We start from the raw sequence: 12,869 nt of genomic DNA on the forward strand, positions 1-12,869 counted from the left end.
CCCCGGCCACGGCCCGTGCCGGCCCGAGCCCGCTAACTGCGGGCCCGCTCCCGGGTGGAGACCGTGACGTGGTCGACGCGCAGCGGGTGGCCCGGTTCGGTGGCGGGGCCCGCGGTGGCGCCGTCGGCGGCGGGCAGGCTGCCGCCGATGGCCACGTTGAGGATCAGGAAGAGGCCGTGGTCCACGGCCTTGCGCCAGGTCTCCGCGGGCATCTGCCGGGCGGCGACACGGTGGTAGAGGCGCCCGTCGAGGTACCAGCGGGCCTCCTCCGCGCCCGGGGTGCGGTCCAGTTCGACGGCGTACGAGTGGAAGGAGGTGCGGCAGCCGGGGCAGGGCTGCCGGGCCGAGGACAGGCCCTGCGGCTCGCGGCAGGGGCCGCCCTGGAAGACCCCGCAGTGCATCGTGCCGAAGACGGTGTCGCGGCCGTTGACCGACTCCATGACGTCGAGTTCGCCGATGGCGGGCCAGCCGGTGTAGCCGTCGCGCAGCGGTGCGCCGAGGGTCCAGAAGGCGGGCCAGTACCCGGCGGCCTTCGGGCCGGTCACGTCGGGGAGTGCGAGCGAGGCCTCGATCCGCAGGGTCCCGCCCGGGGGCGCGGCGAAGTCCGAGCGGCGGGTCTCGATCCGCCCCGAACTCCACTGCCCGTTGCGGCGGGTGGGGACGATCTCCAGGACGCCCCGGCCGTCCAGGCGGACGTTGTCCGTGGAGTCGGTCATGGTCTCGATCTCGCCGGTGCCCCACTGCGGGGCGGGGCAGCCCGGATAGCAGGTGCCGATGTCGTGGATCCAGTGCGCGGCGGAGGGCGGGCTGCCGGCCCGGCCGTCGAAGTCGTCGCGGAAGAGGGTGGTCCAGCCGTCCGGGCCGGGGGTGCCGCGCGGGGCGGGCGGCACCTCGGGCGCACCGGCTGCCGGGAGGGCGCCCGATGCGGTCAGGAGCCGTTCCAGCCGCGGGGTCAGGACCACGGCCGCCGCGTTGGTGAGGTGGGAGTCGTCCCGGTAGAGGAGGACGCGGTCCAGGACCGCCGGGCAGGTGGGCCCGGAGCCCGGGCAGAGCACGGGGTTCACGCTGATGCTGCGGACGCCGGGCAGGGCTCCGGAGGCGATCCGGCGGGCCAGCGGGTCGGGCCGGCTGGACTCCGTACGGCTGAAGGCGCAGTCGTCCGGGGTGTCCGGGCTGCCGGAGACGCAGGCCGGGACGTCCGTGCCGGGCACGGGGGTGTCCTCGATGTAGACGATCGGCGCGCCGAGGGCCCGCAGGGGCGCCAGGGTCTTCTCCCAGCCTGCCGCCAGCTGCCGGTCGTCGGCGGTGTAGCGGTTGAGCGAGCCGATGACGATCAGCCGGGGCTTCGGGCCGCTGCGCAGCCGGGCCAGGGCGTCGGCGCGCCAGGTGTCGCATTCGCGGTAGGCGCGGCCGAGCTGCGGGTTGTGGACGGGCACCTGCGGGAGCGGGCAGCCCTGCTTGACGAGCTCCTGCACGGCCCAGCCGCGTCGGGCGGCCAGCGCGAGCACGGGCGAGAACCACTGCCCGGCGTGCGAGTCGCCGAGCAGCACGATCCGGTCGGGGCTGTCTGCGGCGCCGAAGAGGCAGCGGGGGCTGCGGGTGACGGCCGGGGCGACCTGGCAGGCGCCGTCCGGCGGGAAGTCCGTCCGGGCCTGGGCGGGCGCGGGCACCACGGGCCCGCCGGGCAGCGGCTGCCCGGCGGTGCGCGCGAGCAGTGTGGGGCCGGAGGCGGCGCCGGGCGGCAGCCCGGCCGGGTCGACCGGGCCGCCGGGGCCCAGCTGGCGGACCGCCGTACTGCCGACCACGAGGGCGAGGACCACCGGCAGGACGATCGCGGAGACCCCGACGGACAGGCCGCGGCGCGGGTGCGCGGAGACGGTGCGGCTGCGGCGCAGCGGCTGTTCGACCCAGCGCATGGTCGCGTACGCGGGCAGGACGGCCGCGAGCGTCAGCGCGGTCTTGGCGGGCCAGTCCAGCGGGCCGCCGAGGCTCGCCCCGGCGAGGACGAGCACCGGCCAGTGCCACAGGTAGAGGTTGTACGAGAGCCTGCCGACCGCCCTCGGGAGGCGGCGGGCCAGGATCCGGCCGATGCCGAGCGGGTCCTCGGTGTACCGCTCGCCGCGGCCGGGGACGGCCGCGAGGATGACGGCGGCGGCGCCCGCGGTGGGCACGAGGGCGGCGTAGCCGGGGTAGGGGGTCGAGGAGTCGTAGGCGAAGACGCACCAGGCGATGGCGGCGGCGCCGCCCCAGCCGCACAGCAGCCGCAGCGGCCGCGGCCCGCGCAGCAGGTGCCAGGGCAGCAGGGCGAGGAGGGCTCCGGCGGCGAACTGCCAGACGCGGGAGGGGGTCGCGAGGTAGGCGAGGGAGGCGGAGCCCTGCGTGGTCCAGTGCAGCGACAGGGCGAAGGACGCGACGGCGAGGAGGGCGGCGGCCGGGGCCACGAGCATCCGCACGGCGCGGCCGCGGCGGGTGGCGCGGGCGGTGCCGAAGAGGAGGACGAGCAGCGCCAGGAGGGGGCCCCAGGCGAGGTAGAACTGCTCCTCGACGGCGAGGGACCAGAAGTGGAGGAGGGGGCTCTCGGCGTGCCCGGCGGCGAGGTAGTCGGTCTGCTGGGCGACGTACCGCCAGTTGGCGAGCGACAGGGCCGCGGCGAGGACGTCGCGCTCCAGGTCGGTGCGGTGCAGGGGGACGGTCAGCCAGGCCCCGGCGGCCGCTACGGCGCAGAGCACGACGGCCGCGGAGGGCAGGAGGCGGCGGGCGCGCCGGGAGAAGAAGTCGCCGAGGCGGATCCGGCCGGTGGTGATGGCCTCGCGGACGAGCAGGCCGGTGATCAGGTAGCCGGAGATCACGAAGAAGACGTCGACGCCGACGAACCCGCCCGTCGCCCAGGGCAGTCCGGCGTGGAAGGCCAGGACGGCGAGGACGGCGACGGCGCGCAGGCCCTCGATGTCGGGGCGGAAGGCGGACCGGTGCGGGCTGGGTCCGGACTCGGCACCGGTGCCGGTGGCGGCGGTGGCGGTTCCGGAAGACCCGCGCCCGGTGCGGGAGGTGCGGCCGGTGTCGGCAGTATCGGAAGCATCAGCGGTATCGGCAGCGGCGGGTGGGTCGGCGGGCGGCGCGTCCGCGTGCCCGCGGGGTCTGCCGGAGCCGGGTGCCACGGGGAATGCCATGGTCAGGAGGCCTTTCGGTGCGGCCCGTCGGGCCGGTGGGAGAGCGCCGGGCGGGCCGGCGGGGTGCGGTGGGCCGGGGGCGCACCGGGGAGTCGGAGCGTGCCGGGGGCCGGGGGCACGGCCCGCGGCCGCAGGAGGGAGCGGGACTGCGGGGTGGCGCAGGACCGCCCCGGTCCCGGTCCCGGGGTGCGGGCGGGCGGGGTCAGCCGAGCCACGGGAGCATCGGGTTGACCCAGCCGGAGGCCACCAGTCCGGTGAGCAGGAGGAGGGCGGAGGCGGCGACCGTCTCGGGCCAGCGGCGGGGCAGCATGCGGCTGTGCGGGCGGGGCGGACGGGATGCAGGCGCGTCCGGGGCGGTCCGGGCGGCCACCAGGCGGCGGAGCCGGGCGGCAGCGGCCGCGCGGCCGACGGGTACGAGCCGTCCGGTGCCCGCGGACACGGGTACGGGTACGGGAGCAGGTACGGGTGCGGGTGCGGTGGTCCCCGCCCCGCCCGCCGCGAAGCTGCCGGGTGCCGTCCCGGGCTCGGGCTCGCCCGCGCCCGCCGCCGGGGCGGGGCGCAGTTCGCGTGCCAGGTCGCGGATCAGCGGGACGTTGATCTGGCACTGCACCAGCAGGTAGAGGAGCAGGCCCCAGTTGGGCTCCCAGCCGTTGCGGGCGACGGCGAGGGCGAGGCCCGCGGCGGCGGCGCCGTTGGAGACGACGAGCCACGCGAGCGAGAAGCCGACGACCCGGCGGGCCATGCCGCCGCGGGCCTTCCTGGCGCGGACGCCGGTGGGCACCCAGTCGGCGCTGCGCCCGCGGAGGGTGTGCACGAAGGCGGTCGCGGCGGCCACGCTGGTCAGCACGTTGGCGCGGATGACCTCCACCCGCCAGCGGGTGCGGCTGATGCGCGGCAGCAGGACGTGCCAGAGCCACAGGGGTGCGAGCAGGGGCAGGACGTGCCAGGGGCGGATGTGGTCGGGGTACCAGAACATCATCACCAGCGGCGGCAGCGGCGCGGCGAAGGTGTTCACGGCGGTGGTGAGGTAGCCGACGATGCCCTCGTAGAAGCACAGGCGCATGCGCCAGGGCGCGTCCATCTGCCGCAGGACGGGGGTGCCGAGCAGGTGGAGGTTGCCCATGGCCCAGCGGTACTGCTGGTTGACGAAGGCGGTGACCTCGTCGGGCGAGGTGCCCTTGGCGACCAGGACGGGGACGTACAGGGTGCGGAACCCCTGCGCGTGCAGGGCGAGTCCGGTGTACAGGTCCTCGCTGTGGTCGAGTCGGGCGAAGCCGCCGGCGGCGTCGATGGCGGTGCGCCGGTAGACGGCGTTGCTGCCGCAGCAGATGGCGGCGTCGCTGGCGTCGCGGGAGGGCTGGATCCACCGGAAGAACCACTCCTGGGCGGCTCCGGCGGCCCGCTGGATCCAGCCCATGGTCTCGTCGGTGTCGAAGCACTGCGGGCTCTGCACGATGCCGACGCCCGGGTCGGAGAAATAGGGCACCAGGTGGTGCAGGAAGTCCGGGCGGGGTGCGAAGTCCGCGTCGAGGATGGCGATCAGCTCGGCGCTGCTGAGGGTGAGCGCGTGGTTGAGGTTGCCGGCCTTCTTCAGGTGGCCCCGGTCGGGGCGTACGACGTACCGGTAGCCGAACGAGGCGGCCAGCGCGGCGACTTCGGGCCGGTCCCCGTCGTCGAGGACCCAGACGGTGAGCTCGCCGGGCCAGCGGACGGCGGAGACGGCGCGGTAGGCGTTGGCCAGGACCGGGAGCGGTTCGCCGCAGGTGGGCAGGTAGAGGTCGACGCCCGGGGCCCGGGCCGGCTGCCAGGCCCGTACGAGGACCTCGTGGGACTGGCGGGTCAGCCGGCGCTGGCGGAGGCTGTTGACGGAGGACAGGGCGAGGGCGACGACGTTCAGCCCGAGCACGGCGAGGAAGGCCCAGAGGGCGGGCGTGCGCAGGGCGAAGGTGAACATGGTCGCCGCGGTGAAGACGAAGGCGAGCGAGCTGCCGATGAGGACCCAGCGCCGTTGCGGGCCGAAATACCAGTAGAGCTCTTCGTCGGACGGAGGTTGCGGGAGATGGTGCACGGTCATGGAGCCCCCCACGGCTGTGTTCGAGCCTCTTGCAGGGGTCCCACGGTAGTACCAAAGGTTTAGACCATTCGCCTAAGAAGGGCCGGGTGAGCAAAATCGGACACGGGATTGGCTCGACCTGATTGGTCTACACCTCTGTTTGAAAAACGCAGGTCACGGGCGTATGAACGGCGCACGAACCAGCGCTGGCCACCAAGGACATGGTCCCGGGGCCCGATGCGTGGCACCCTGGGCGCGTGATCGTCAGGGTGAGTGAGGCACGCGTACGGCCGGACCGCTTCGAGGAGTTCCACGACATGATCGTCGCGGCGGTGGCCGGTTTCCCCGGCCGCCATCCGGGGCTGCTGGGGCACGAGGTGCTGATCGCGCCGCCGGATTCACTCCTGTACGTGAGCCGCTGGCGCAGCGAACAGGACCTGGCCGCGTACGCGGGCGCGCACTGGCGCGAGCAGCCGGTGGTCCTGCCGGGCGAGGAGGACTACCTCCTCGAACCGCTGCGGGTACGCCACTTCACCACCTCGCCCCTGCCGTAGACGGTCCCCTCCCGGACCTGGCCGTCTCTTCCGGAGCTTGGCGGGAGCGGTCAGGACCCGCCGAGGAGCTCCGCGCGCCGGTCCATCGCCCAGGTGCGCTCCGCCTCGATGTCCGGGACGAACTCCTGGCGCAGGAAGGCCGCCCAGGGGTCGGCGCCCAGCGGGCCGAGCCGCGTGATCCGGCCGGTCTCGGTGCGCTGGAGCCGCGCCAGGGCGTCCAGCACCTCCGCCGGGCCCACGCCGCCGTAGGCCTCGCACAGCAGCCGCAGCCGCCGGGCCAGCGGGGCGCCCGGCTCCCCGAACCCGGCCCGGAGCTGCCGCTCGCGGGTGCGCAGCGGGACGGCGTACCAGGCAAGTTGCGCCAGATCGTCCAGGGCCTCCCCCGGCAGGGCCAGGTCCCAGTCGATGACGCCGACGAGGCGGCCGTCGGCCCAGACGGTGTTCCAGCTGGTGAGGTCCCCGTGCCGGATCACCTGGCCGGGCCGCCAGCGGGCGCCCGGATCGCACCACACGGCGTCCTCGGAGGGCCGGAAGTCCCGTACGGCCTCGTGGTAGCCGCGCAGCCACCGGCCGAGCGCCACCGCCCCCTCGTCCGCGAGCAGTCCGGCCGGCCACGGCGAGGTCCCGACCTCGCCGTGCAGCAGGGAGACGACCTCGTACCCGCCCTCGGCGGGCCCCTCCCCCAGGGCCCGCGGGACCCCCTCGAAGCCCACCCGCTCCAGGTACCGCAGCAGCTCCCTGACCGCAGGGGTCCACACCCGCCACGGCCGCCACACGGTCTCCCCCACCCGCCGCACGGTCGACAGCCCGCCCCGCACCGATTCCCCGTCCTGGATCATGTCCGCATCGTACGGACGCCGCGGCGGCTGCCCGCGGGCCGGGGGCGGGGCGGGGGCGTGCGGGGGTGTTCGAGGGGCGTGCGGGTGGGGCGGGGCGGTGTCGGGTTGCCGGGCGGGGGCGGGGGTGCTTGCTTGGACGGGAGAGTCCCCGGCCGCGGGGGCCCGTGGACCGGGAGGGTCCCATGAAGTTCGCGCAGATCATCGATTTCGAGACCGAGCGTGCCGACGAGATGGGCGAGCTGCTCAAGGAGTACGAGGCGGCCGCCCGGGCCGCCGGCCGCAAGCCCGCCCCCACCCACCGGATGATGCTGCGCGACCGGGCGAACCCGAACCGCTACCTCGCCGTCATCGAGTTCAACTCGTACGAGGAGGCCATGGCGAACAGCAATGCGCCCGAGACCGGCGAGCTGGCCGCGAAGCTGGCGGAGCTGTCGCTGCGGCCGCCGCGGTTCACGGACTGCGATGTGGAGGTGTCGGAGGACATCGTCCCGTAGGGCGGTCGGTCGGTCCCGTGGGGCAGCTCCGTAGGGCGTCCCGCCCGGGATGGGACCCGGGCGGGCGCCCCCGGGTCACCCCGGCAGGGGCTCCGCCTGCTCGAAGGTGTGGAGGAGGTCGGCCGCCACTCCTACCGCGATGGTCGCGGGGTCCTTTCCCGAGAGGGTGGGGAGGCCGATGGGGCAGGTGATGCGGGCGAGGGATTCGGGGGTGTGGCCGCCCTCCGTCGTGAGGCGGTGGCGGAAGCGGGTCCACTTGGCTGCCGAGCCGATCAGGCCGATGCTGCCGAGGCCGGGGGTGCGCAGGGCGGCGTCGCACAGGGCCGCGTCCTCGGCGTGGTCGTGGGTCATGATCAGCACGTGCGTGCCGGGGGCCAGGTCCGCGAGCACCTCCTCCGGGAGGAGGGGGGTGTGGTGGACGTGGACCTGGGCGAGGGCGTCGGAGAGCACGGCGAGGCGCTCGGGGGTGAGCTGGTCGGGCCGGCTGTCGACCAGGTGCAGGTCGAGGTCCTGGCGGGACAGGATGCGGGCGAGTTCGAGGCCCACGTGTCCGACGCCGAAGACCGCCACGGCGGGGACGACCGGCAGGGGTTCCAGGAGGACGCTGACGGCCCCGCCGCAGCACTGCACCCCGTGCTTGCCGGTGACCTTGTCGTTGAGGGCGAACTCGATCAGCTCCGGCCCGGTACCGGGCACCCCGAGGGTCTCGCGGGCCCGGTCGACGGCCACGGCCTCGATGTTGCCGCCGCCGATGGAGCCCCAGGTCTCGGTGCGGCCCACGACGAGTTTGGCGCCGGCCTTGCGGGGGGCGTGGCCGCGCACGGTCGCGACGGTCACGAGCGCGCCGGCTTCCCGGCGGGCCCGCAACCGCGCGACCGCGGCGACCCAGGTCATGTCAGGCACGGGTGAGCGGGATGCCGGCGGTGCGGGCGGTGTCGTCGCGCTTGTTTCCGCGGGCCGCCTCGAGTGCCCAGTACACCGCTTCCGGGGTGGCCGGTGAGGCGAGTTCCACGCTGGTGCCCGCCGGGCCGAAGGCCGCCGCGGCCTGGCGCAGGGCCTCCCGTACCGAGAAGGCCAGCATCAGCGGGGGCTCGCCGACGGCCTTGGAGCCGTACACCGCGCCCTCCTCCGTGGCGTTCTTCAGGAGGCGGACGTGGAACGCCTCGGGCATCTCGGAGAAGCTGGGGAGCTTGTACGTGCTCGCCGCCTGGGTGAGGAGCCGGCCGCGGCCCGGGCCGGTGCCCGCGTCCCAGCGCATGTCCTCCAGGGTCAGCCAGCCCGCGCCCTGCACGAACCCGCCCTCGACCTGCCCGGTGTCGATCATCGGGGAGAGGCTGTCGCCCACGTCGTGGACGATGTCCACGCGCCGGATCCGGTACGCGCCGGTGAACCCGTCCACCTCCACCTCGGCCGCCGCGGCCCCGTAAGAGAAGTACTTGAACGGGGAGCCGTGGAAACTCTTGGCGTCCCAGTGCAGCCCCTCGGTGCGGTAGAAGCCCGCAGCCGAGAGCTGGACCCGCTGGAGGTAGGCGGTGCGGACCAGGTCGTCCCAGTCCAGTTCGGCGGTGCCGCCCAGGGCGCGGGCGACCCCGTCGGTGATGCGGACGTCCGCGGCGGCGGTGCCCAGGCGGGTGGCGGCGACCTGGAGCAGGCGTTCGCGCAGCTGCTCGCAGGCGTTCTTGACGGCCGCGCCGTTGAGGTCGGCGCCCGCGCTGGCGGCGGTGGCGGAGGTGTTGGGCACCTTGTCGGTGCGGGTGGGGGCGAGGCGCACCTTGTGCAGCGGGATGCCGAGGGTGGTGGCGGCGACCTGGAGCATCTTGGTGTGCAGGCCCTGGCCCATCTCGGTGCCGCCGTGGTTGATCAGGACCGAGCCGTCCTTGTAGATGAGGACGAGGGCGCCGCCCTGGTTGAAGGCGGTGAGGTTGAAGGAGATGCCGAATTTGATGCCGGTGACGGCGAGGGCCCGCTTGGTGTGCGGGTGGGCGGCGTTGAACTCGGCGATCTCGCGCTCGCGTTCGGCGATGCGGGCGTCGGCGCGGACCTGTTCCCAGACGGTGGTGATCCGCTCGGGGTGGCGGACCGGCTGTCCGTACGGGGTGCACTGGCCGGGCCGGTAGAAGTTGCGCTCCCGCAGCTCGGCCGGGTCCAGTCCGAGGAGCGGGGCGCAGCGGCCCATGACGTCCTCGATGACCAGCATGCCCTGGGGGCCGCCGAAACCGCGGAAGGCGGTGTTGGAGACCTTGTTGGTCTTGGCGATGCGGCCGGTGACGCGGGCGTTGGGGATCCAGTACGTGTTGTCGATGTGGCACAGGGCGCGGGCGACGACCGGTTCGGACAGGTCGAGGCTCCAGCCGCCGTCGGCGGTGAGGACGGCTTCGAGGGCCTGGATGCGGCCCTCGGTGTCGAAACCGATCTTCCAGGAGGCGTGGAAGCCGTGCCGCTTGCCGGACATGGTGAGGTCCTGGGTGCGGGTCAGGCGCAGGCGGACCGGGCGGCCGGTGAGCTTGGCGCCGAGGGCGGCGACGGCGGCGAAGCCGTGCGGCTGCATCTCCTTGCCGCCGAAGCCGCCGCCCATGCGCAGGCACTGGACGGTGACCTCGTGGCTGTGCAGGCCCAGGACGTGGGCCACGATCTCCTGGGTTTCGGAGGGGTGCTGGGTGCTGCTCTGGACGAAGACCTGGTCGCCCTCGTCGATGTGCGCGAGCGCGGCGTGCGTTTCGAGGTAGAAGTGCTCCTGGTCGGAGAACTGGAACTCGCCGGTGAAGACGTGCGCGGAGGCGGCGAAGCCCGCGGCCGTGTCGCCGGTGGCCATTTCGGGGCGGGCGCCGTGGAAGCTCCCGGCGGCGATGGCCTCCTGGAGGGTGATCACTGACGGGAGTTCTTCGAGTTCCACCTCGACGGCCGCGGCTCCCAGCCGGGCCGCCTCCAGGGTCTCGCCGAGCACCCAGGCCACGGCGTGGCCGTGGAACATGACCTCGTCGGGGAAGAGCGGTTCGTCATGCTTCATCCCGGCGTCGTTGACCCCGGGTACGTCGGCGCCGGTCAGGACCCGGACCACGCCGGGGACGGCGAGGGCGGGGGCGGTGCGCAGGGCGGTGATCCGGCCGCGGGCCTTCATGACCTGCACCGGGTGGGCGTGCAGGACGTCCTTGGTGCGGTGGACGAGGTCGTCGGTGTAGAGGGCGGTGCCGGTGACGTGTCCGCGGGCGCTCTCGTGGGGCAGCGGCAGGCCGACGGAGGGGCCCTCGGGGACGGCGGACAGGTGGCTCATGAGGGGACCGCCTCGGTGGTCTGGGCGTGCAGCTTCAGCAGGCTCTGGCCGAGCATCGCGGCGCGGTAGGCGGCGCTGGCCCGGTGGTCGTCCATGGGGGTGCCCTCGGTGCGGAGCACCGCGGCGGCCTCCCCCGCGGTCTGCGCCGACCAGGGCCGGCCTTCGAGGGCGGCCTCGGTGGCGAGGGCGCGTACGGGGGTGGCGGCCACGCCGCCGAGGCCGATGCGGGCCCGGCGGACCGTGCCGTCCGCCGGGTCGATGTCGAGGGCGTAGGCGGCGGCCACGCTGGAGATGTCGTCGAACCTCCGCTTGGCGATCTTGTGGAAGGCCGTGACGGGGGACAGCGGCCGGGGGATGCGGACCGCGCGGATCAGCTCGCCGGGGCGGCGGACGCTCTGCCGGTAGCCGGTGAAGTAGTCCGCGAGGGGGACCTCCCGCTCTCCGTCGGGCCCGGCGAGGACCACGGAGGCCTCCAGCGCGAGCAGGACCGGCGGGGTGTCGCCGATGGGCGATCCGGTGCCGAGGTTGCCGCCGAGGGTGGCGCTGTTGCGGATGAGGCGGGAGGCGAACTGCGGGAAGAGCTGGGCGAGGAGCGGGACGCTGCCGTCGAGGCGGCGCTCGATCTCGGTGAGGGTGAGGGCGGCGCCGATCTCGATGGCGCCGGGTCCCTCGCGCAGTTCGCGCAGTTCGGGCAGCCGCTCCACGGCGATCACACAACCGGCCCTGCGGGAGCGGATGTTGACCTCCACCCCCCAGTCCGTACTGCCCGCCACGACGACCGCCTCCGGCCGCTCCCCCATCAGCCGCAGGGCCTCGCCCAGGTCGGCAGGGCGCAGGAAGGAACCGTCCCCGTGGACGTACGCCGTGGGGGCCGGCGCGGGCGGCTGCTCCTCGCGGCGCCGGGCGAGTACGTCGTCCTCCGCCGGGTCGCCGACGGCGAACGCGGCGTCGCGGATGGGCCGGTAGCCCGTACAGCGGCACAGGTTGCCGCTGAGGGCGTGCAGGTCGAAGCCGTTCGGGCCGTGCTCGGGGTCCGCACCGCAAGCGGCCCCGTCACCGCCAGCGGGCGCGCACCGCCCCGGCCGGTAGTACTCGGCGGCCATGCTGCAGACGAAGCCGGGGGTGCAGTAGCCGCACTGGGAGCCGCCGCGTGCGGCCATCTCCTCCTGTACGGGGTGCAGTACGGCCGGCGTCCCGGGGGCGCCCGGGGTCGCGAGGCCTTCGGAGGTGACGACCTCCTGGCCGTCGAGGGCCGCGGCGGGGACCAGGCAGGCGTTGACGGCCACCCAGTCGGTCGGCTTGTCCGTGCCGGGGCGGGCGACCAGGACGGCGCAGGCCCCGCATTCGCCCTCGGCGCAGCCCTCCTTGGTGCCGGTGAGGCCGCGGCCGCGCAGGAAGTCCAGCGCGGTGGTGTGCGGGGCGGCGGGCGCGAGGGGGGTCTCGACCCCGTTGACGGTGATCCGGGGGGCTGTCACGGGCGGTCCCCGTCGCGGTGCGCGGTGGACCTGGTGGGCGTAGTCGCCATGGGGAAGGGCTCTCTCGTGCGGTCGCGGCACGGGTCGCGGCGGCGTCCGGGAGCGGCGCGGCGGTCCGGGACGGGCGCGGGGGTGTGCCGTGAGGGTGGCAGGGGCAGCGGCTGCGGCAGGTGCGGGAGCAGAAGCGGTGACGGGTTACTGATGACCGGTCTGCCGGGGCCGGAAACGGCGGAGTACCGGGGCCTGGAAGCGGCACGTCCGGTACGGCGGGGGCTGGTTCAGCAGCCGTGCGCGACGCGGCCCGGGGCCCAGGCCACCTGGTGGGCGGGGCGGTGCGGCGCTGCGGAGGGGGTGGACATCCGGCGTCGCCTCCTTCCCAGGCTCCACGACTCGGTCCGCCCGAAGCTACGTTGTCGCAGGTCCCGGGGTCAAGGGGGGCGGACGGTTCGGAGCGGCGGCGCGGGGCGGGAGCGGGCGGGGCTGCGCGCACGGGCGCACGGCGCGGGTTACCGTCGGGTCCATGACTGATGATTCCCTGCGCTCCGTCACCGTCGAGCGGACCGGGCCCGGCCGGTTCACGGCGACCAACTCCCGCGGCGAGACCCTCTCCTTCGGCACCGGGTCCGGCGGGGGCTTCACCCCGGTGGAGCTGTTCCTCGCGGCCATCGCGGGCTGCTCGGCCGCCGATGTGGACGCGGCCACGAGCCGGCACGCGGAGCCCGGCTCCTTCACCCTCGACGTCAGCGGGCACAAGATCGCGGACGAGGGCGGCAACAGCATGAAGGACCTCCGGGTGGCCTTCTCGGTGGCCTTCCCGGAGGGCGAGGGCGGCGACCGCGCGCGGGCCATCCTGCCGCGGGCGGTGAAGACCTCCCACGACAAGCTGTGCACGGTCAGCCGGACGGTGGAGGCCGGGACCCCGGTCGCGGTGGAGGTCGTCGACGCGCACTGACCGGGCCGCGCGGCCCGGAACGCCGCGAGCGGATGACCGTCCCCCCGAAGGGCGGTCATCC

At 74.9% G+C, this 12,869-nt stretch carries 9 protein-coding genes; 3 read left to right on the forward strand and 6 right to left on the reverse strand.

Annotated elements, in window-relative coordinates; all coding sequences use genetic code 11:
* Positions 1 to 32 precede the first annotated feature (32 nt).
* Positions 33 to 3,170, reverse strand: a complete 3,138-nt coding sequence (locus tag ACZ7JZ_RS33010; protein ID WP_470946033.1) for an SGNH hydrolase domain-containing protein — start codon at positions 3,168 to 3,170, stop codon at positions 33 to 35.
* A 202-nt stretch (positions 3,171 to 3,372) separates the two neighbouring features.
* Positions 3,373 to 5,244: a glycosyltransferase family 2 protein gene (locus tag ACZ7JZ_RS33015; RefSeq protein WP_470946036.1), complete on the reverse strand. Its 1,872-nt coding sequence runs from the start codon at positions 5,242 to 5,244 to the stop codon at positions 3,373 to 3,375.
* 248 nt (positions 5,245 to 5,492) lie between these two features.
* Here ACZ7JZ_RS33015 and ACZ7JZ_RS33020 point away from each other — a divergent pair, with 248 nt between their 5' ends.
* Positions 5,493 to 5,777 (forward strand): antibiotic biosynthesis monooxygenase, encoded by a 285-nt coding sequence (locus tag ACZ7JZ_RS33020; RefSeq protein ID WP_470946039.1) that lies wholly within the window; start codon positions 5,493 to 5,495, stop codon positions 5,775 to 5,777.
* A 50-nt stretch (positions 5,778 to 5,827) separates the two neighbouring features.
* Here ACZ7JZ_RS33020 and ACZ7JZ_RS33025 read toward each other — a convergent pair whose 3' ends face one another.
* Positions 5,828 to 6,616 carry a phosphotransferase gene (locus ACZ7JZ_RS33025; RefSeq protein WP_470946042.1) on the reverse strand — a complete coding sequence of 263 codons (789 nt, stop codon included), beginning with the start codon at positions 6,614 to 6,616 and terminating at the stop codon, positions 5,828 to 5,830.
* Positions 6,617 to 6,798: 182 nt separating this feature from the next.
* Here ACZ7JZ_RS33025 and ACZ7JZ_RS33030 point away from each other — a divergent pair, with 182 nt between their 5' ends.
* Complete coding sequence (locus ACZ7JZ_RS33030) at positions 6,799 to 7,110, forward strand: hypothetical protein (RefSeq protein ID WP_470946045.1); 312 nt, start codon at positions 6,799 to 6,801, stop codon at positions 7,108 to 7,110.
* Positions 7,111 to 7,185: 75 nt separating this feature from the next.
* Here ACZ7JZ_RS33030 and xdhC read toward each other — a convergent pair whose 3' ends face one another.
* From xdhC to ACZ7JZ_RS33045, 3 genes are read right to left on the reverse strand one after another with little or no spacing between them, the layout of a single operon-like run.
* Positions 7,186 to 8,004 carry a xanthine dehydrogenase accessory protein XdhC gene (gene xdhC, locus ACZ7JZ_RS33035; RefSeq protein ID WP_470946048.1) on the reverse strand — a complete coding sequence of 273 codons (819 nt, stop codon included), beginning with the start codon at positions 8,002 to 8,004 and terminating at the stop codon, positions 7,186 to 7,188.
* A 1-nt stretch (position 8,005) separates the two neighbouring features.
* A complete protein-coding gene (gene xdhB, locus ACZ7JZ_RS33040; RefSeq protein ID WP_470946051.1) occupies positions 8,006 to 10,381 on the reverse strand; it encodes a xanthine dehydrogenase molybdopterin binding subunit in 2,376 nt (791 codons plus the stop codon).
* A complete protein-coding gene (locus ACZ7JZ_RS33045) occupies positions 10,378 to 11,856 on the reverse strand; it encodes a xanthine dehydrogenase small subunit (RefSeq protein ID WP_470946054.1) in 1,479 nt (492 codons plus the stop codon). Before ACZ7JZ_RS33045 ends, xdhB begins: the two co-directional genes overlap by 4 nt.
* Before the next feature lie 520 nt (positions 11,857 to 12,376).
* On the opposite strand from ACZ7JZ_RS33045, the gene ACZ7JZ_RS33050 reads away from it, so the two are divergent.
* The gene (locus ACZ7JZ_RS33050) at positions 12,377 to 12,808 is read left to right on the forward strand and encodes an OsmC family protein (protein WP_470946057.1); all 432 of its coding nucleotides are present in this window, start codon (positions 12,377 to 12,379) and stop codon (positions 12,806 to 12,808) included.
* Positions 12,809 to 12,869 lie beyond the last annotated feature (61 nt).

Source organism: Streptomyces sp. NPDC038213, from assembly GCF_055600495.1.